The 18,749-nt window shown below is 69.0% G+C and carries 17 protein-coding genes; 14 read left to right on the forward strand and 3 right to left on the reverse strand.

What is annotated here, in order from left to right:
• Positions 1 to 9: 9 nt before the first annotated feature.
• From AC3WQM_RS10265 to AC3WQM_RS10275, 3 genes are all read right to left on the reverse strand, one after another.
• Positions 10 to 804 (reverse strand): winged helix-turn-helix domain-containing protein, encoded by a 795-nt coding sequence (locus AC3WQM_RS10265; protein WP_492678463.1) that lies wholly within the window; start codon positions 802 to 804, stop codon positions 10 to 12.
• Between the two features lie 3 nt (positions 805 to 807).
• Positions 808 to 1,044 carry a hypothetical protein gene (locus tag AC3WQM_RS10270; protein WP_492678465.1) on the reverse strand — a complete coding sequence of 79 codons (237 nt, stop codon included), beginning with the start codon at positions 1,042 to 1,044 and terminating at the stop codon, positions 808 to 810.
• 730 nt (positions 1,045 to 1,774) lie between these two features.
• A complete protein-coding gene (locus tag AC3WQM_RS10275) occupies positions 1,775 to 2,596 on the reverse strand; it encodes a ferritin-like domain-containing protein (RefSeq protein WP_492678467.1) in 822 nt (273 codons plus the stop codon).
• 261 nt (positions 2,597 to 2,857) lie between these two features.
• Here AC3WQM_RS10275 and alaS point away from each other — a divergent pair, with 261 nt between their 5' ends.
• The 14 genes from alaS to AC3WQM_RS10345 all read left to right on the forward strand — a co-directional run bounded on the left by alaS (position 2,858) and on the right by AC3WQM_RS10345 (position 18,737).
• Complete coding sequence (alaS, locus tag AC3WQM_RS10280) at positions 2,858 to 5,482, forward strand: alanine--tRNA ligase (RefSeq protein ID WP_354343347.1); 2,625 nt, start codon at positions 2,858 to 2,860, stop codon at positions 5,480 to 5,482.
• Positions 5,483 to 5,515: 33 nt separating this feature from the next.
• Complete coding sequence (locus AC3WQM_RS10285; protein WP_070060324.1) at positions 5,516 to 6,532, forward strand: 2-dehydropantoate 2-reductase; 1,017 nt, start codon at positions 5,516 to 5,518, stop codon at positions 6,530 to 6,532.
• Between the two features lie 40 nt (positions 6,533 to 6,572).
• Positions 6,573 to 7,103 (forward strand): MolR family transcriptional regulator, encoded by a 531-nt coding sequence (locus AC3WQM_RS10290; RefSeq protein ID WP_492678469.1) that lies wholly within the window; start codon positions 6,573 to 6,575, stop codon positions 7,101 to 7,103.
• 144 nt (positions 7,104 to 7,247) lie between these two features.
• Positions 7,248 to 8,507: a D-amino acid dehydrogenase gene (locus AC3WQM_RS10295; protein WP_492678471.1), complete on the forward strand. Its 1,260-nt coding sequence runs from the start codon at positions 7,248 to 7,250 to the stop codon at positions 8,505 to 8,507.
• 191 nt (positions 8,508 to 8,698) lie between these two features.
• On the forward strand, positions 8,699 to 9,682 hold the full coding sequence (locus AC3WQM_RS10300) for a Bug family tripartite tricarboxylate transporter substrate binding protein (protein WP_062474573.1): 984 nt from the start codon (positions 8,699 to 8,701) through the stop codon (positions 9,680 to 9,682).
• 86 nt (positions 9,683 to 9,768) lie between these two features.
• Positions 9,769 to 10,527 carry an SDR family oxidoreductase gene (locus AC3WQM_RS10305; protein WP_487847343.1) on the forward strand — a complete coding sequence of 253 codons (759 nt, stop codon included), beginning with the start codon at positions 9,769 to 9,771 and terminating at the stop codon, positions 10,525 to 10,527.
• Positions 10,528 to 10,570: 43 nt separating this feature from the next.
• Entirely contained in the window at positions 10,571 to 11,119 is a 549-nt protein-coding gene (locus tag AC3WQM_RS10310) for a cupin domain-containing protein (protein WP_492678473.1), read from the forward strand.
• Positions 11,120 to 11,154: 35 nt separating this feature from the next.
• Positions 11,155 to 12,024: an alpha/beta fold hydrolase gene (locus AC3WQM_RS10315; protein ID WP_492678475.1), complete on the forward strand. Its 870-nt coding sequence runs from the start codon at positions 11,155 to 11,157 to the stop codon at positions 12,022 to 12,024.
• Positions 12,025 to 12,060: 36 nt separating this feature from the next.
• The gene (locus AC3WQM_RS10320) at positions 12,061 to 12,894 is read left to right on the forward strand and encodes an IclR family transcriptional regulator (protein WP_070060330.1); all 834 of its coding nucleotides are present in this window, start codon (positions 12,061 to 12,063) and stop codon (positions 12,892 to 12,894) included.
• A gap of 20 nt (positions 12,895 to 12,914) precedes the next feature.
• On the forward strand, positions 12,915 to 13,757 hold the full coding sequence (locus AC3WQM_RS10325; RefSeq protein ID WP_492678477.1) for an SDR family oxidoreductase: 843 nt from the start codon (positions 12,915 to 12,917) through the stop codon (positions 13,755 to 13,757).
• On the forward strand, positions 13,750 to 15,447 hold the full coding sequence (locus tag AC3WQM_RS10330) for a thiamine pyrophosphate-binding protein (protein WP_492678479.1): 1,698 nt from the start codon (positions 13,750 to 13,752) through the stop codon (positions 15,445 to 15,447). Before AC3WQM_RS10325 ends, AC3WQM_RS10330 begins: the two co-directional genes overlap by 8 nt.
• Positions 15,448 to 15,467: 20 nt before the next feature.
• Positions 15,468 to 16,268, forward strand: a complete 801-nt coding sequence (locus AC3WQM_RS10335) for an aspartate dehydrogenase (protein WP_492678481.1) — start codon at positions 15,468 to 15,470, stop codon at positions 16,266 to 16,268.
• Positions 16,269 to 16,276: 8 nt separating this feature from the next.
• A complete protein-coding gene (locus tag AC3WQM_RS10340; protein ID WP_492678483.1) occupies positions 16,277 to 17,752 on the forward strand; it encodes an aldehyde dehydrogenase in 1,476 nt (491 codons plus the stop codon).
• A gap of 13 nt (positions 17,753 to 17,765) precedes the next feature.
• Complete coding sequence (locus AC3WQM_RS10345) at positions 17,766 to 18,737, forward strand: VOC family protein (protein WP_492678485.1); 972 nt, start codon at positions 17,766 to 17,768, stop codon at positions 18,735 to 18,737.
• The last annotated feature ends 12 nt before the right edge of the window (positions 18,738 to 18,749 follow it).

An 18,749-nucleotide genomic window follows, 5' to 3' on the forward strand; every position in this document is an offset into this window, starting at 1 on the left:
CCGGGCCTGTCAGAAATTCACGGCAAGGGCGGCATGGCGTGGCCGGCCTCGTCGCGTGAACTCCCTCTCCTTGACGGGTTTGGACACGGGCCACACCGGCACCAGCCGGTAGCCCTGCTTGTAGACCGCGCGCAGCTCGTACCCGTTCTCGGCGCACAGGTCCAGGCGCTTGCGGATGTTGGCCGCGCACACGTCGAGCACGCGCGTGCCTTCATAGGGCGTGGTCTTGTCCCAGATCGATTGCCACAGCCAGTCGCGCGTGATCACCTGCCCGGCATTGCGGAACAGGGTGACGGCGAAGGCGTACTGGCGCGGCTGCAGGCGGATGCGCCGGTCGTGCAGCAGCACGGTGTGGGCCATGTCGAGAAAGCGGTAGGGCCCCCAGGTCGGCGGGCCGAGGCTGGCGCTCTGTGCGGCATGCCGGGCGCGCAGCAGCAGGGTGCGCATGCGCCAGGCCAGCTCGTTCATGGCGTCGTCGATGCCGCCGCCGTGCAGCTCGATGAAGTCGTCCCAGCCCGGCGCGTCGCGCCAGGGCATGAGCTGTTCCCACCGCTTGTCGCGCACGATGAGCAGCGTCGGGATGTTCAGCGCCCGGCAGGCGGCAAAGAGGCTGCGGGAGGCCAGTTCGTTGTCGACCACCACGAGCAGCAGATCGACCTGTCGGCCGCTGTCCAGCGACGCAAAGAACTCGGCCAGGCTTGAGAACTGGAAGGTGTCGTAGCCCAGGAGGGGCAGGTTGTGCAGCAGCTGCCCGCCGGTCACGCCCTGTTCGTCGAGCAAGGCCACGCGCGTGGTGAGCGGCATGGCTCAGGACGCCTTCTTGCCGTCCCGGGCCGCCAGGACGACGGTGCCCACGGCGCACACCGCGAACAGGATGCCGGTCGGAACGGCGCCGATGCTGCCCAGCAGCCCGCTGTACAGGTCGGTCAGCATGGCAATGAGCCGGTTGCCGCTGGACTGGCGGCTCAGGTCGTTGGCAATGAATGCGTTGAACGACAGCACGGCGAACACCAGTGCCACAAAGCCAGCCACGATCCACTTCACGATGTTTTGCTCCCTTTTCCCCCGGCGCGGCGCAGGCTGGCCGCCCGGGTCTTTCGATGCTAGTGGCGGCTTCGAGGGAGGAGTCTGATGAATTCTTTCAGCGCGGTTCGCGGCGGCGGGCGGCAGGCGGGCGGCTTGGGGCGGTGGGAAACAGCCCGGAAAAATATTTTTCCGAATTTTTCCGCCCGCTGCCTGTTTCGCAGGCACTGCGTTGCAGGCCCCGCCAGGCAACGGTTTCGCGCGCTGCACACACGGTTTTCCACAACGTTGTCCCCATCGGATTGGGAAAACGCGTCATTTCGATGTGGTAGGGCCGCTGGAGGGGGCGCGGCGGACAAAAAAATACCCGCCGGGGCGGGTATTTCGAGGGGCCCCCGAAGGGGCGCGCTCTAAGGCAAACAGAGAGCTCTTCTTCTGCGGCCCTGTTGCGTGACAGCAAGCTCATCCTCGGTGACGAAGGGCCTGCGGCCTGTCAGCGGAAAAATGTCGTAACCGTAGGACAAGTTAAAAAGTGTGAAGAATTTGGCACTTTTTCGAGCTTCCGGGGATACCCTCGGTCCGAACGATCGTGCAGAACTGTCGGTGTTGTCCGACAAGCCGGGGGCGGCCCGGGCCCTAAATTTTGTGGACTCGCTTCAAGTGCGGGTTCTCTGTGCGTGACAGCAATCCAGAGATTCAGCCCAGCATCGTGCTGGGTTTTTTTTGCCCGTTTTGGGGTGCTTTGGGCCCGTCAGCGCAGGAAGACGTGCTCCATGAACTGCCGGATCGGGTACTGGATCACTGTCTGCACCCGCGCCGGCAGTTCCAGCGGGCGCATCAGCATCTTGAGCGTGGCGCCGGGGCTCAGGTTGTTGCGGATCGTGCTGTTCATGCGCGCGCTGAGCTGCTGCACATAGGCCGCGTCGCCGGCGCGGTGCGGGGCGCGGGCCTTCAACACGTGGCGGACGGCGCAGTCGGCGTCCTCGCTTTTCAGCTCCAGCGTGCGCCGGCCGATGGTGCCCATCACGCGGAAGCGGTTCAGCCGCTCCTGCGCGCGGTAGCGGCGGAAGAACCGGTAGAAGTGCTTGTAGTGGTTGACCTCGTCGGTCGCGATGCGCGTGGCCAGGTCGCGCAGCACCGGCTCGGTGGTGCTGCGGGCCATGGCGCGGTAGTAGGTGGCGGTGCCGGTCTCGACCACGCAGCGGGCGGTCATCTCCAGGGCGCGGGTCGGGGCCAGCAGCTCGACCTTGCAGTAGGTGGCGTACTCGTCGAGGAAGCCGCGGTAGGCGCTTTCCCAGGGAAATTCGGGCCAGACGTGTTCCACGTAGGCGCGCAGGGCCTGGCCGTGCTGCAGCTCTTCCTGCTCCCAGTGGTTCGACAGCCACTCGGTGACCTCGTCGTCGCCGCGGAAGAAATCGACCAGGTTCTGCGTGTACAGGTCGGAGCCGCTCTCGATGAAGGAGGCCGACGCCACCAGGTAGAAGAGGTTTTCGTCCGAGCGCACCTGCTCGCGTGCGATGCGGGAGAAATCGAGGTCTTCGATCTTCCAGTGTTCCGACGCCTGACCCGCCATGCGTGCTCCTTGATTCATGTTGCCGATGAAAACAGGGAAGAAACAGGCTGCAGCCGGGGAGGGCGCGCACCGCTTCAGCCGTCCATATTAGCCCCGGCTTGCGGATCGCGCGTGCGCATGGCCCGCGGCGGGCCCGGGCACCATGCGCAAACCTATAATCGATTGTTCAAGCAAATCAAGCAGTTAGGCCGGTTCAACGCAGTGGTTTCGACGCAGGGTCGCCATCGCCAGGCCGCCCCCGACCGCAGACGAAATCCAAAGATGAGCCAGCCCACATTCACGGTCGCGGACATCCGCAAGACCTTTCTCGATTTCTTCGCCTCCAAGGGCCACACGGTGGTGCCTTCGAGCTCGCTGGTGCCGGGCAACGACCCGACGCTCATGTTCACGAACTCGGGCATGGTCCAGTTCAAGGACGTGTTCCTGGGCGAAGACAAGCGCCCCTACGTGCGCGCCGCCTCGGTGCAGGCCTGCCTGCGTGCCGGCGGCAAGCACAACGACCTCGAGAACGTGGGCTACACCGCGCGCCACCACACCTTCTTCGAGATGCTGGGCAACTGGAGCTTCGGCGACTACTTCAAGCGCGACTCGCTGAAGTGGGCCTTCGAGCTGCTGACCCAGGTCTACAAGCTGCCGGCCGAAAAACTCTGGGCCACCGTCTACATCGAGGACGACGAGGCCTACGACATCTGGACCAAGGAAATCGGCCTGCCGCCCGAGCGCGTCGTGCGCATCGGCGACAACAAGGGCGGCCGCTACATGTCCGACAACTTCTGGATGATGGCCGACACGGGCCCGTGCGGCCCGTGCTCCGAAATCTTCTACGACCACGGCCCCGAGATCCCCGGCGGCCCGCCCGGCTCGCCCGATGAAGACGGCGACCGCTACATCGAGATCTGGAACAACGTGTTCATGCAGTTCGACATGCAGCCCGACGGCTCGGTCAAGAAACTGCCCGCACCCTGCGTCGACACCGGCATGGGCCTGGAGCGCCTGGCGGCGATCCTGCAGCACGTGCACAGCAACTACGAAATCGACATCTTCGACGCGCTCATCAAGGCCGCCGGCCGCGAGACCGGCACGCAAGACCTGTCGAACAACTCGCTGCGCGTGATCGCCGACCACATCCGCGCCACCTCCTTCCTGGTGGCCGACGGCGTCATTCCGTCGAACGAAGGCCGCGGCTACGTGCAGCGGCGCATCGTGCGCCGCGCCATCCGCCACGGCTACAAGCTGGGCCAGAAGAAGCCCTTCTTCCACAAGCTGGTGCCCGACCTCGTGAAGCTCATGGGCGACGCCTACCCCAAGCTGGTGGCCGACGAGAAACGCATCATCGACACGCTGAAGGCCGAAGAAGAACGCTTCTTCGAGACGCTGGCCAACGGCATGGAAATCCTCGACGCGGCGCTGGCCGGCGACGCCAAGGTGCTGCCGGGCGACGTCGCCTTCAAGCTGCACGACACCTACGGCTTCCCGCTCGACCTGTCGGCCGATGTGTGCCGCGAGCGCGGTCTGAGCGTCGACGAAGCCGGCTTCCACGCCGCCATGGAAAAGCAGAAGGCCGCAGGCCGTGCCGCCGGCAAGTTCAAGATGGACCGCAACGTCGAGTACGCCGGCGCGGGCAACACCTTCACCGGCTACGACCACCTGGAAGAAAACGCCAAGGTCGTCGCGCTGTACCTCGACGGCGTGGCCGTCGACGCGCTGAAGGAAGGCCAGAGCGGCATCGTGGTGCTCGACACCACGCCGTTCTATTCGGAGAGCGGCGGCCAGGTCGGCGACCAGGGCGTGCTCGTGGCCGAAGGCGTGCAGTTCGGCGTCGACGACACGCAGAAGATCAAGGCCGACGTGTTCGGCCACCACGGCACGCAAACGCAAGGCACGCTGAAGGTCGGCGACGCGGTCAAGGCCGCGGTCGACACCGCGCGCCGCGCCGCCACCATGCGCAACCACTCGGTCACCCACCTGATGCACAAGGCCCTGCGCGAAGTGCTGGGCGACCACGTGCAGCAGAAGGGTTCGCTGGTCGACGCCGACAAGACCCGCTTCGACTTCGCGCACAACGCCCCCGTCACGCGCGAGCAGATCCTCGAGATCGAAAAGCGCGTCAACGCCGAGATCCTGGACAACGCGCCCACGCAGGCGCGCGTGATGGACCTCGAATCGGCCCAGAAGACCGGCGCCATGATGCTGTTCGGCGAGAAGTACGGCGAGACCGTGCGCGTGCTCGACATCGGCACCAGCCGCGAACTGTGCGGCGGCACCCACGTGGGCCGCACGGGTGACATCGGCCTGTTCAAGATCGTCAGCGAAGGCGGCGTGGCCGCCGGCGTGCGCCGCATCGAAGCCGTCACGGGCGCCAACGCGCTGTCGTACCTGCAGGACCTCGAATCGACCGTGCACAGCGTGGCCGCCACGCTCAAGTCGCCGGCCGCCGAGCTGCAGGGCCGCCTCTCGCAGGTGCTCGAGCAGGTCAAGACGCTCGAACGCGAAGTGGGCGCGCTCAAGGGCAAGCTCGCGTCGTCCAAGGGCGACGAGCTCATCGCGCAGGCGGTGGACGTCAACGGCATCAAGGTGCTCGCGGCCAAGCTCGACGGCGCCGACGCCAAGACGCTGCGCGACACCATGGACAAGCTCAAGGACAAGCTGAAGACCGCCGCCATCGTGCTGGCCGCCGTCGATGGCGACAAGGTGCAGATCGCCGCCGGCGTCACGGCCGACAGCATCGCCAAGGTCAAGGCCGGCGAGCTGGTCAACTTCGTGGCCCAGCAGGTCGGTGGCAAGGGCGGCGGCAAGCCCGACATGGCCATGGCCGGCGGCACCGATGCCGCGGGCCTGCCGGCCGCGCTGCAATCGGTGCAGGCCTGGGTCGCCCAACGGACCTGAGGTCCTTTCCGCTCACTACCCACACAGCACTTCATGTCCGACGCGATCCCCGGTGAAGTGCTCGTGATGGGGGCGGGCACCATCGGTTGCTTCATCGGCGGCAGCCTGGCGGCGGCGGGCGTGCCCGTCACCTTCGTCGGCCGCCCGCGCGTGCTCGACAAGCTCGCGCGCCACGGCCTCACGCTCACCGACCTCGACGGCGCCCGGCACAAGCTGGCGGCGCCCACGCTGCGCCTGTGCGAGCAGGTGCCGGTGGGTGCGCGGCCCGCGCTGGTGCTGCTGTGCGTGAAGAGCGGCGCCACGGCCGAGGCGGCGCGCGAACTGGCCTTTGCGTTGCCGGCCGGCACCACGGTGGTTTCGCTGCAGAACGGCATCTCGAACTGCGCCGCCGCGGGGCAGGCCGGCCCCTCGCTCAATATCCGCGCCGGCATGGTGCCGTACAACGTGGCGGAGATCGACGACGGCGCCTTCCATCGCGGCACCCCCGGCCGTCTGGCCGCGGAAGACGACCCTGCGCTGCGCGACTGGCTGCCCGTGTTCGAGCGCGCCGGCGTGCCGCTCGACCTGCATGCCGACCTGCTGCCGGTGCAGTGGGGCAAGCTGCTGCTCAACCTCAACAACCCGGTCAACGCGCTGTCGGGCCTGCCGCTGCGCGACGAGCTCATGCAGCGCGGCTACCGTCGCTGCTTCGCGGCGCTCATCGATGAAACGCTGGGCGTGCTGCGCACCGGCGGCATCGTGCCCGCGCAGGTGGCGGCCGTGCCGGCGCGGCGCTTGCCGGGCCTGCTGCGCTTGCCCGACTGGCTGTTTCGCATCGTCGCGGCGCGCATGCTGCGCATCGACGCCAAGGCGCGCTCCAGCATGGCCGACGACCTCGCATTGGGCCGCCGCACCGAGATCGACGCACTGAGCGGCGAGGTGGTGCGGCTCGCGCAGGAGCACGGCCTGAGCGCGCCGCGCAACGCGCGCATGGTCGCGCTGCTCGAGGCCTGGCCGCAACAGCCGAAGCGCTGGACGGCGCGCGAACTGCAGGACTCGCTGGGTCTCTAGAGCCCGTTCATCCGCACATTCACTCTGCCGGAGCCATCCGATGCCCCACCATTTCGACGACCCCGAAGAGGGCCTCGCCCGCGAGACCAGTCACCCGCGCTTCGTGACGCTTGCCGCGGACGATTTCTACTACGACCAGGCCGACGACTTCAGCCCCTTCGGCAGCGATGACGGCAACGACACGCTCTCGTCGCTCGAAGACTGGTACCGCGACGGCGGCAAGAACGGCAAGGTCGCGGGCTTCCTCAAGGCGATGCTCGCCGACTGGGACTTCGGCGTGCCGGAATCCATGCACCGGGCCGATGCCGACGTGCGCGAGACATGGCTGGCCGAGGAAGACATGCACGAGACCTTCCTGCAGTCCGAATGCCGCGCGCGCGTCGCGACGGCCTTCGGGCAGCTCAAGATCACGGGCGAGGTCGATCCAGCGATGCGCGACGAGGCACTGGCCGCCATCGCATGCCAACTGACGCTGAACGAGCGCGCCCGTGTGCACCATCCCGGCTGGCCGCACGCCCACGAGAACGAAGCGCGCCTGACCTCGATGCAGGCCGTGTTGAACGCCCTCTGACGGGCGCATCCGCCGAAGCTACCGGGCCGTCGACGAGGCCTGGGTGCTGCGCTTCCTTGCGCAAGACCAGCGAGATGTCGCGCGCAGCAGGTCGCCAAGCCTGTACCCTCGGCCCATGGCGGCTTTCAAGAGGGAGGGGTTGTCATGCAGGTCCTGATTCTCGGCAGCGGTGTCATCGGCACCTCGGTGGCGTACTACCTGGCGCGCGCCGGGCACGCAGTGACGGTGCTGGAGCGCCAGCCGGCGCCCGCGCTCGAAACCAGCTTCGGCAATGCGGGCGAGGTCTCGCCCGGCTACTCGGCGCCCTGGGCCGGGCCCGGCGTGCCGGTGAAGGCGATCAAGTGGATGCTCATGCAGCACAGCCCGCTGGTCATCAAGCCGATGCTCGACCCGGCGATGTGGCGGTGGGGCTTGTCGATGCTGCGCAACTGCACGCAGGCGCGCTACGAACTCAACAAGGGCCGCATGGTGCGGCTGGCCGAATACAGCCGCGACTGCCTGAAGGCGCTGCGCGCCGACACCGGCATCCGCTACGACGAGCGCATGCAGGGCACGCTGCAGCTCTTTCGCACGCAGGCACAGCTCGACGGCACCGCCAAGGACGTCGAGGTGCTGAAGGTATCGGGCGTGCCCTACCAGGTGCTCGACCGCGACGGCTGCGTGTTGCATGAGCCCGCGCTCGGCGCCGTGAAGGACAAGTTCGTCGGCGGCCTGCGCCTGCCGGGCGACGAGACCGGCGACTGCTTCAAGTTCACGCAGGCGCTGGCCAAGCTCGCTGAGGCCGAGGGCGTGCAATTCCGCTTCGGCGTGAACATCCAGGCCCTCGAACACGAAGTGGGGAAGGGCGTGACCGGCGTGCGCACCGACCAGGGTGTGTTCACCGCCGACCGCTACGTGGTCGCGCTCGGCAGCTACTCGCCCGCGCTGGTGCGGCCCTTGGGCATCGACCTGCCGGTGTACCCGGTCAAGGGCTTCTCGATCACGGTGCCCATCACCGACGCGAGCGGTGCACCCGAATCCACCGTGATGGACGAGACCTTCAAGGTCGCCGTCACGCGCCTGGGCGATCGCATCCGCGTGGGCGGCACGGCGCAGCTCTCGGGCTTCGACCTGGCGCTCGATGCGCGGCGGCGCGACACGCTCGAGCACGTCGTGACCGACCTGTTCCCGCGCGGCGGCCCGGTGCGCGACGCCTCCTTCTGGACCGGCCTGCGCCCCATGACGCCCGACGGCACGCCGGTGATCGGCGCCACCCGCGTGCCCAACCTGCTGCTGAGCACCGGCCACGGCACGCTCGGCTGGACCATGGCGGCCGGCACCGGCCGCGTGATGGCCGACCTGGTCGCGGGCAGGGCGCCCGAGATCGACATGGAAGGCCTGACCGTCGCGCGCTACGGCGGGTAGCCCAACCCCGCTTTCCCCCTCGAAGGGCGGCCCGAAACGGCCGCCCTTTTTCGTGGGGCGCGCACCCTGGCGTCACCTCAACTAGGGTTTTTACCTAGTCATGAAGTTGTCTTCGTCGGTATTCTCGCGGTGTTCCATTAATAAATCGTTGTTTCTTTAGTGAAACAAACCACCGATTCCACGGACCCCCGATGACACACACTCGCCGCCTCGCCATCGCCGCTGCCGTCTCCCTGGCCGCCGCTTGCGCTTCCGGACTCGCCTGGGCAGACACCTACCCCAGCAAGCCGATCACGCTGGTCGTTGCCTATCCGGCGGGTGGCGACACCGACGCCCTGGCGCGCCTGTACGCCGAGAAGCTCTCGGCCCGCGTCGGCCAGCCCGTGGTGGTCGATAACCGGCCCGGCGCCAGCGGCATCATCGGCAGCGCTTTCGTGTCCAAGGCCGCGCCCGACGGCTACACGCTGCTGCTTGCGCCCAGCACCTTCTCGATCGCGCAGCTGGTGCTCAAGACCGGCAGCACCTCGGGCTACGACGTGCTCAACGGCTTCACGCCGATCGTGCAGACCGGCAACCTGCCGCTGTTCCTCGTGGCCAGCGGCGCCAAGGGCTACACCGGCCTGAAGGACGCGGTGGCCGCGGCCAAGGGCGGCAAGTCGCTGAGCTACGCCAGCCCGGGCAGCGGCTCGCCGATGCACATCCTGGGCGAGATGTTCGCCCGCGCCTCGGGCACCAGCCTGGCGCACGTGCCGTACAAGGGCGTGGCGCCCGCCGTCAACGACGTGCTCGGTGGCCACGTGCCGGTGACCTTCATCACGCTGGGCCCGGTGGCGCCGTACATGCCCAACGGCAAGATGGTCCCGCTGGCCGTGGCCTCGCGCGAGCGCTCGCCGCTCGCGCCCAAGGTGCCGACCTTCGCCGAGCTGGGCTACAAGGACGTTGAGCTCACCGCCTGGAACGGCCTGTGGGGCCCGCGCAACCTGCCGCCCGAGATCGTGAAGACGCTCAACGGCCACTTCAACGAGATCCTGAAGATGCCTGACATCGTCGCGCGCATGGCCGTGCTGGGCACCACGCCCGTGGGCGGCGACGCCGACGTGCTGGCCAAGACCAACGCCGCCGACTTCGCGCGCTTCGGCAAGGTCATCAAGGAACTCGGCATCCAGGCCGACTGAACCTCACCCCACCCGACGTGACGCCCGCCATGACCGACCTCAAAGCCATCGCCGATCCCTCCAGCCTGCAGGCCCTGCTGGCCGAGATGCCCGCCAACCTGCTGGCCGGCCGCCGCGTGCTCGTGACCGGCGGTGCGCGCGGCCTGGGCCTGGCGTTCGCGCAGTGCGTGGCCGCGGCGGGTGCGAGCGTGGTGCTGGCCGACATCCTCGGCGAGCTGGCCGAGACGGAAGCCCAGGCGCTGCGCGAGGCCGGCCGCACGGCGCACGCGCTGGCCATCGACCTGTCGGACCCGGCCTCCATCGAGGCGGGCGCGGCCGAGGCGGTGCGCCTGCTGGGCGGCCTGGACGGCCTCGTCAACAACGCCGCCATCACCAACTCGGGCGGGCGCGATGCGCACCAGCTCGAGATCGACATGTGGGACCGCGTGATGAACGTCAACGTGCGCGGCAGCTGGCTCATGGGCCGCGCTTGCCGCCCCGCGCTGGCGGCCAGCGGCCGTGGCGCCATCGTCAACCTCGCGTCGGACACGGCGCTGTGGGGCGCGCCCAACCTGCTGGCCTATGCCTCGAGCAAGGGCGCCGTCATTTCCATGACGCGCTCGCTGGCGCGCGAATGGGGCGGCGACAACATCACGGTGAATGCCGTGGCGCCCGGCCTCACGCTGGTCGAGGCCACCGAGTACGTGCCGATGGCGCGCCACCAGAAGTACCTCGAAGGCCGCGCCATCCCGCGCGAGCAGCAGGCGGCCGACGTCTGCGGCGCGACCGTGTTCCTGCTGTCCGGCCTGGCGCGCTTCGTCACCGGCCAGCTGCTCGCCGTCAACGGCGGCTTCGCGATGCACTGAACCCGTCACCACCGACCGAATTTCCCGACCAAGGAGTACACCCATGAGCGATTTGTCCGAACAGCAGAAGATCAACACCGCCGCCACGAACACCCTGGCGCAGCCCGAGGGCAGCAGCCTGGCCGAGTGGATGAACACCCGCATCGCCCGCTACGAAACCCGCAAGTACGACTGGGACGCGCTGAAGTTCCAGGCCGACTTCGACCCCAAGTTCCGCCGCGCGCAGATGCGCTACGTGGGCACCGGCGGCACCGGTGTCGCGGCCGACACCAACACCGTGCCCTCGGAGCACTTCACCTTCTCGACCATGGTGATCCCGGCCGGCCACGAAGGCCCGCCGCACATCCACACCGACGTGGAAGAGGTGTTCTTCCTGATCCGCGGCAAGCTCAAGGTCGTGATCGAGAAGGACGGCGAGCGCTTCGAAACCATCATGACCGACCGCGACCTGATCTCGGTGCCGCCCGGCGTGTACCGCGAAGAGATCAACATCGGCGACGAGGACGCGCTGATGTGCGTGATGCTCGGCGCCAAGAAGCCGGTCACGCCGACGTACCCCGCCGACCACCCGCTGGCCAAGATCAAGCGCTGAGCGAGCGAGCGAGCAAGCAAGCGAGCGAACAGGCCATGAGCACCGTCGACATCTCCGCGCAGACCCTGCCGGCTTCCGAGCTGGCGCGGCTCGACGCGCGCTTTCCGGCCCGCGACGTCGCGGTGGGTGGCGGCGCGATGGTGTCGGTGCGCGAATGCGGGCAGGGCCCCGTGATCGTGTGCCTGCACGGCATCGGTTCGGGCGCGGCCTCGTGGCTCGACACCGCGGCGCTGCTGGCGCCGCAGGCCTGCCTCATCGCGTGGGACGCACCGGGCTATGGCCGCTCGACGCCGCTGGCCTCGGCCGCGCCGACCGCCGCCGACTACGCCGCACGCCTTGAAGAAATGCTCGATGCGCTGTCGATCCGTTCCTGCGTGCTCGTCGGCCATTCGCTGGGCGCCATCGTGGCCGCGTCGGCCGCGCGCAGCGATGCGAGCGCCAGTGCCCGCATCCGCCGCCTCGTGCTCGTGAGCCCTGCCATCGGCTACGGCGCTGCCGCGCGCATCGACGCCCGCGCCAAGGTGCGCGCCGAACGCCTGGCCACGCTCGATGACCTCGGCATCGCCGGCATGGCCGCCAAGCGCGCGGGCCGGCTCGTGTCCGACGGTGCCTCCGAGCACGCCCGCCAGTGGGTGCGCTGGAACATGGCGCGGCTGAACGACCACGGCTACCGCCAGGCCGTCGAGCTGCTGTGCAACGCCGATCTGCTGGCCGACCTGCCGCCGCCGATGCCCGTGCGCGTGGCCTGCGGTGCGCTCGACGTCGTCACGCCGCCCGTCGCCTGCGAAGAAGTCGCGCGCCGCTGCGGCGTGCCCCTCGAATTGGTGGACGATGCGGGTCACGCCGGCTATGTGGAACAACCGCAGGCCGTCGCCGCCTTGCTGCGCGAATCGCTCGCCGGCTGACCCGACACGAACAAGACAACCGAGAGGAATTCCAAGATGGCCACCGACAACGAAGTGATGGAAGAGGGCGCAGACCGCTACAACGTGCCCGCGCTGGAGCGCGGCCTGCGCGTGCTGTGCGAGTTCAGCCGCGAGAGCCGCACGCTCTCCGCGCCCGAGCTGGCGCGCCGCTTCGACCTGCCGCGCTCGACCGTCTTCCGCCTGCTGACCACGCTGGAGAACATGGGCTTCCTCGAGCGCGCCGAGGGCGGGCGCGACTACCGCCTGGGCCTGGCCGTGCTGCGCCTGGGCTTCGAATACCTGGCCTCGCTGGAGCTCACGCAGCTGGGCACGCCGCTGCTCAACCGCCTGTGCGACGAGCTGCGCACGCCCTGCAACCTGGTGGTGCGCGACGGCCGCTCGATCGTCTACGTCGCCAAGGTGGCGCCGGCCACGCCCTTCGCCAGCTCGGTCACGGTGGGCACGCGCCTGCCGGCCCATGCCACGGTGCTGGGCCGCATCCTGCTCGAAGACCTCACGCTGCCGCAGCTGCGCGCGCTGTACCCCGAAGACAAGCTCGAGACCTTCTCGCCGAGCACGCCCAAGACCGTGAACGAACTGTTCGACATGGTGCAGGCCGACCGTCAGCGCGGCTATGTGCTGGGCGAGGGCTTCTTCGAATCGAACATCTCGACCATCGCCGCGCCGGTGCGCGACCACAGCGGCCACATCGTGGCGGCGCTGGGCGCCACCATCACCTCGGGCCACATCGACGAGAACCGCATGGACGAGATGGTGCAGCGCGTGCGCGGCACCGCCGACGAGATCTCGGGCCTGCTCAATTACTCGCCCGCGCGCACCAGCAAGGTGGTGCCGCTGCGCAGCGCCTGACGACTGATTTCCGTTTGACCATGACGACCTCCGCCCCTTCCTCCTCCTTCTTCTTCGCCGCCGACGCACTGGCCGGCCGCGTGGCCGTGGTCACGGGCGGGTCGTCGGGCATCGGCCTGGCCACCGTCGAGCTGCTGCTGGGCTGCGGCGCCGCCGTGGCGCTGTGCGGACGCAACGCCGAACGGCTCGATACCGCCGTGGCCGGCCTGCGCGCGCAGTACCCCGACGCCAAGCTGTTCGCGCAGACCTGCGACGTGCTCGACGCCGCCTCGGTGCGCGCCTTCGCCGCCGCCAGCGAGGCCGCGCTCGGCCCGGCGTCGATGCTGGTCAACAACGCAGGGCAGGGGCGTGTCTCCACCTTCGCCGACACCGACGACGCGGCCTGGATGCAAGAGCTTCACCTGAAGTTCTTCTCGGTCATCCACCCGACGCGCGCCTTCCTGCCGCAGCTCACGGCGCAGCGCGCCGTGCTGGGCGATGCCGCCATCGTCTGCGCCAACTCGCTGCTGGCACGCCAGCCCGAGCCGCACATGGTCGCCACCTCGGCCGCGCGTGCGGGCCTGTTGAACCTCGTGCGCTCCATGGCCACCGAGTTCGCGCCGCAGGGCGTGCGCGTCAACGGCATCCTGATCGGCCTGGTCGAGTCGGGCCAGTGGCGCCGCCGCTTCGAGGCGCGCGAAGACAAGTCGCAGGACTGGGCCGCCTGGAGCCGCCAGCTCGCCACCACCAAACACATCCCGCTGGGTCGCCTGGGGCTTCCGACCGAAGCCGCGCGCGCGATCCTTTTCCTTGCTTCACCGCTCGCTTCCTATACGACGGGCAGCCACATCGACATTTCCGGAGGCCATTCCCGCCATGCATAACCCCAACAACACCGTCACGGTCGGCGCCGTCGTCGCCGCGTTCCTCGAGCAGTGCGGCGTCAAGGCAGCCTTCGGCGTGATCTCGATCCACAACATGCCGATCCTCGATGCCTTCGCGCAGCGCGGCACGGTGCGCTTCATCTCGGCACGCGGCGAAGCCGGCGCGGGCAACATGGCGGACGCCTATGCGCGCTCCACCGCCAGCCTGGGCGTGTGCATCACCAGCACCGGCCCGGCCGCGGGCAACATCGCGGGCAGCATGGTCGAGGCACTGACGGCCGGTGCGCCGCTGTTGCACATCACGGGCCAGATCGAGACGCCGTACCTGGACAAGGGCATGTCGTACATCCACGAAGCGCCCGACCAGCTCACCATGCTCAAGGCCGTGTCGAAGGCCGCGCTGCGCGTGCGCAGCGTCGAGACGGTGCTGGGCACGCTCAAGCGCGCGGTGCAGCTCGCCATGACGGCGCCGACCGGCCCGGTGAGCGTGGAGATCCCGATCGACATCCAGTCGGCGCTCACGACCATGCCGGCCGACCTGTCGCCGCTGCCCATCGAGCGTCCCGTGCCTTCGGCCGCCGGGCTCGATGCACTGGCCGCGCGCCTGGCCACGGCCAAGCGTCCGCTGCTGTGGGTCGGCGGCGGTGCCCGCCATGCGCGCAGCGCGATCCAGCGCCTGCAGAAGCTGGGCTTCGGCGTGGTCACGACCACGCAGGGCCGCGGCACGGTGCCCGAGGACGACGCCGGCTCGCTCGGCGCCTACAACATCCAGAAACCCGTCGAGGCCTTCTACCAGACCTGCGATGCGATGCTCGTGGTCGGTTCGCGCCTGCGCGGCAACGAGACGCTCAAGTACGAACTGAAGCTGCCGCGCCCGCTGTACCGCATTGATGCCGATGCCGCCGCCGAAGGCCGCTGCTACGCATCCGAGGCCTTTGTCTGCGGCGATTCCGCGCTGGCCCTCGACGGCCTGGCCGACCGCCTCGAAGCCGCGAAGTACCAGGCCGACCCGCAGCTGCTGGTCGACCTGCGCGCCGCGCACGACCAGGCCGTGGCCACGCTGCGCGACGGCCTCGGCCCGTACGCCGAACTCGTGCGCCAGCTGCAGTCGGTGGCCGGCCGCAAGTTCAACTGGGTGCGCGACGTCACGGTGTCCAACAGCACCTGGGGCAACCGCGAGCTGCGCGTGTTCGAGCCCAGCGCCGGCGTGCACGCCACGGGCGGCGGCATCGGCCAGGGCATGCCCATGGCCATCGGCGCGGCCATCGGCGCGGCGGTGACGGGCTCGGGCCGCAAGACCTTCTGCCTGGCCGGCGACGGCGGCTTCATCCTGAACCTGGGCGAGCTGGCCTGCATGGTGCAGGAGAAGGCGCCCATGGTCATCGTGCTCATGAACGACAAGAGCTACGGCGTGATCAAGAACATCCAGGACGCACAGTACGGCGGCCGCCAGTGCTACGCCGAGCTGCACACGCCCGACTACGACCTGCTGTGCAAGTCGATCGCGCTGTCGCACGCCCGCGTGAAAGACCTGGCCGACCTGCCGGCGCAACTGGACCAGGCGCTGGCCGCCAACGGCCCGTTCCTGCTGGAGATCGACATGCTGTCGATCGGCGGTTTCAAGACCAGCTTCGCGGGCCCGCCGACCAACACGGTCACGCAGATTCCCGCGCTCGGCGCGGCCAAGTGAGCGAACGCGGAGCCCCACGCATGACCACTGCCATCACGCGCATCGCCCTTGTCGGCTGCGGAGCCATCGGCACCTCGGTGCTCGAACTGCTGCGCGGCGATCCCGCCCTGAAGGTGGTGGCCATCGTCGTGCCGGCCGAAGGCGTTGCCGCCGCGCAGAAGGCCGCCCCTGGCGCGCAGGTGGGCAGCGCCGTGCCCGCCGACGGCATCGACCTCGTGGTCGAGACCGCCGGCCACGCAGCCATCGAGGAACACGTGCTGCCCGCGCTGGCACGCGGCACGCCCTGCGTGGTGGCCTCGGTGGGCGCGCTGTCGGCCACGGGCTTCGCCGAGAAGCTCGAAGCCGCCGCCGTCGCCGGCCGCACGCAGGTGCAACTGATTCCCGGCGCCATCGGCGGCATCGACGCGCTCGCCGCGGCCCGCATCGGCGGCCTGGACAGCGTGCGCTACACGGGCCGCAAGCCGCCGCAGGCCTGGAAGGGCACGCCGGCCGAGCAGGGCCGCAACCTGGACACGCTGGCGCACGAAACCGTGATCTTCGAAGGCAGCGCGCGCGAAGCCGCCTTGCTCTACCCGAAGAACGCCAACGTGGCGGCCACCGTCTCGCTCGCGGGCCTGGGCCTGGACCAGACGCTGGTGCGCCTCATTGCCGACCCGGCCACCACCGAGAACGTGCACACCGTCGAAGCCGAAGGCGCCTTCGGCAGCTTCGCGCTGACCATGCGCAACAAGCCGCTCGCGGCCAACCCCAAGACCTCGGCCCTGACCGTGTACAGCGCCGTGCGCGCGCTGCGCAACCGCGTCGCGGCCCTTGCCATCTGAGCCACCCCATGATCTCCACCGAACTCCTTCCGATCTGCATCGCCGGCGAATGGCGCCTGGGCGGCGGCGACGTCTACGAAAGCCTGTACCCGGCCACCGGCGAGCCCATCGCGCGCCTGAAGGCCGCGAGCCTGGCCGACGTCGAAGAAGCCATCACGCGCGCCGACCACGCCTTTCGCACCAGCGGCTGGGCCCAGCGCCTGCCGCACGAGCGCGCCGCCGTGCTGCACCGCGTGGCCCAGCTGATCCGCCAAGAGGGCGAGTCTCTGGCGCAGAAGCAGCGCCTGGACAACGGCAAGCCGATCAGCGAAACCCGCAACCTCGTGGCCAGCGCCGCGGGCACCTTCCAGTTCTTCGCCGCCGCGCTCGAGACGCTCGAAGAAACCATCACCCCCTCGCGCGGCGCCTTCGTCACGATGAGCGTGCACGAGCCCATGGGCGTGGTCGCGGCCATCACGCCGTGGAACTCGCCCATCGCCAGCGAAGCCCAAAAGCTGGCGCCCGCGCTGGCGGCCGGCAACGCGGTGGTCGTGAAGCCCGCCGAAGTCACGCCGCTCATGGCGCTGGAGCTGGCGCGCATCTGCGAGCAGGCCGGCGTGCCCAAGGGCATCGTGAGCGTGCTGCCGGGCAAGGGCTCGGTGATCGGCGACGCGATCACCAAGCACCCGCTGGTCAAGCGCGTGTCGTTCACCGGTGGCACCACCACCGGCAAGCACATCGCCCACATCGCGGCCGACAAGATGATGCCGGTGTCGCTCGAGCTCGGCGGCAAGTCGCCCACCATGGTGCTCGACGACGCCGACCTCGACCATGCGGTGAACGGCGTGCTGTACGGCATCTTCAGTTCGTCGGGCGAGTCGTGCATCGCGGGCTCGCGCCTGTTCGTGGCCCGCAGCATCTACGACGAGTTCCTCACGCGGCTGGCCGAAGGCGCCAATGCGCTGCGCGTGGGCGACCCGGCGTCGGAGCGCACGCAGATGGGGCCGCTCATCACGGCCAAGCATCGCGAGGGCATCGAGCGCTACGTGGACCTGGGCGTGTCCGAGGGCGGGCGTATCCGCACGGGCGGCGTGCGTCCGCACGGCGCCGACTACGACAAGGGCTACTTCTACCAGCCGACGATCCTCGAAGGCCTGACCAACAACGCCCGCATCAGCCAGGAAGAAATCTTCGGCCCGGTGCTGGTCGCGATGCCCTTCGACAACGAGGAAGAACTGATCGCACAGGCCAACGACAGCGTCTACGCGCTGGCCGCGGGCGTGTGGAGCCGCGACTTCAAGCGCGCCTGGAAGCTGGGCCGCGCGGTGCAGGCCGGTACGGTCTGGGTCAACACCTACAAGCAGTTCTCGGTCTCGACGCCGTTCGGCGGCTGGCGCGACAGCGGCCTGGGCCGCGAGAAGGGCCGCGAAGGCATCTTCCAGTACATGGAACAGAAGAGCATGTACTGGGGCACCAACGAACAACCGCTCCCGTGGGCGAACTGAACAGGAGCACACGATGAGCGTACTTGGCATCGACCAGATCACCTACGGCGCGGACGACCTGCCCGCCTGCCGCCAGTTCTTCCAGGACTGGGGCCTTTCACTCGTGTCCGAAGCCGCCGACGAACTCGTCTTCGAGTGCCTCAACGGCTGCAAGGTGGTCGTTGCGGCGTGGGACAAGCCCGGCCTGCCGCCCGCGATGGAAGAGGGCCCGACGCTGCGCGAAGTGGTGTGGGGCGTGGAAAGCGACGCCGACCTGGACCGCTACGCCGCCGCCATCGCGCAAGACCCGCACTTCACCGACACCACGGTCGACGGCGCGCGCCGCATCGGCTGCACCGACCCCAACGGCCTGGCCGTGCGCCTGCAGGTCAGCCGCAAGCGCGCGGTCGAGGTCGATTGCGGCGCCATGAACACCTGGAACGCCAAGCCGCGCGTGAACCAGCCCGCACCGATCTACGAACGCGCCACGCCGATCGAAGTCGGCCACGTCGTGTTCTTCGTGAGCGACGTGAAGGGCACGAGCGCGTTCTACGCGCAGCGCTTCGGCTTCGTGTCGTCCGACGGCTATCCGAACCGCGGCGCCTTCATGCGCTGCGCACCCGAGGGCGGCCACCACGACCTGTTCCTGCTGCAGATTCCGTCGGGCAAGCGCGGGCTCAACCACGTGGCCTTCACCGTGCGCGACATCCACGAGGTGTTCGGCGGCGGCCTGCATTTCTCGCGCTGCGGCTGGGACACCCAGCTGGGCCCGGGCCGCCACCCGGTGTCGTCGGCGTACTTCTGGTACTTCAAGAACCCGGCCGGCGGCCTCATCGAGTACTACGCCGACGAAGACCAGCTCACCGCCGACTGGCAGCCGCGCGAGTTCGAACCCGGCCCGACCGTGTTCGCCGAATGGGCGGTCGATGGCGGCCTCGATGGCCACACCCGCCGCCAGAAGAACGCCGAAGGCCCGAAAGGTGCTTTCCTGACCGAGAAGAAATGAATCCGGTGACCC

Source organism: Variovorax sp. FW301-JW7, from assembly GCF_058788795.1.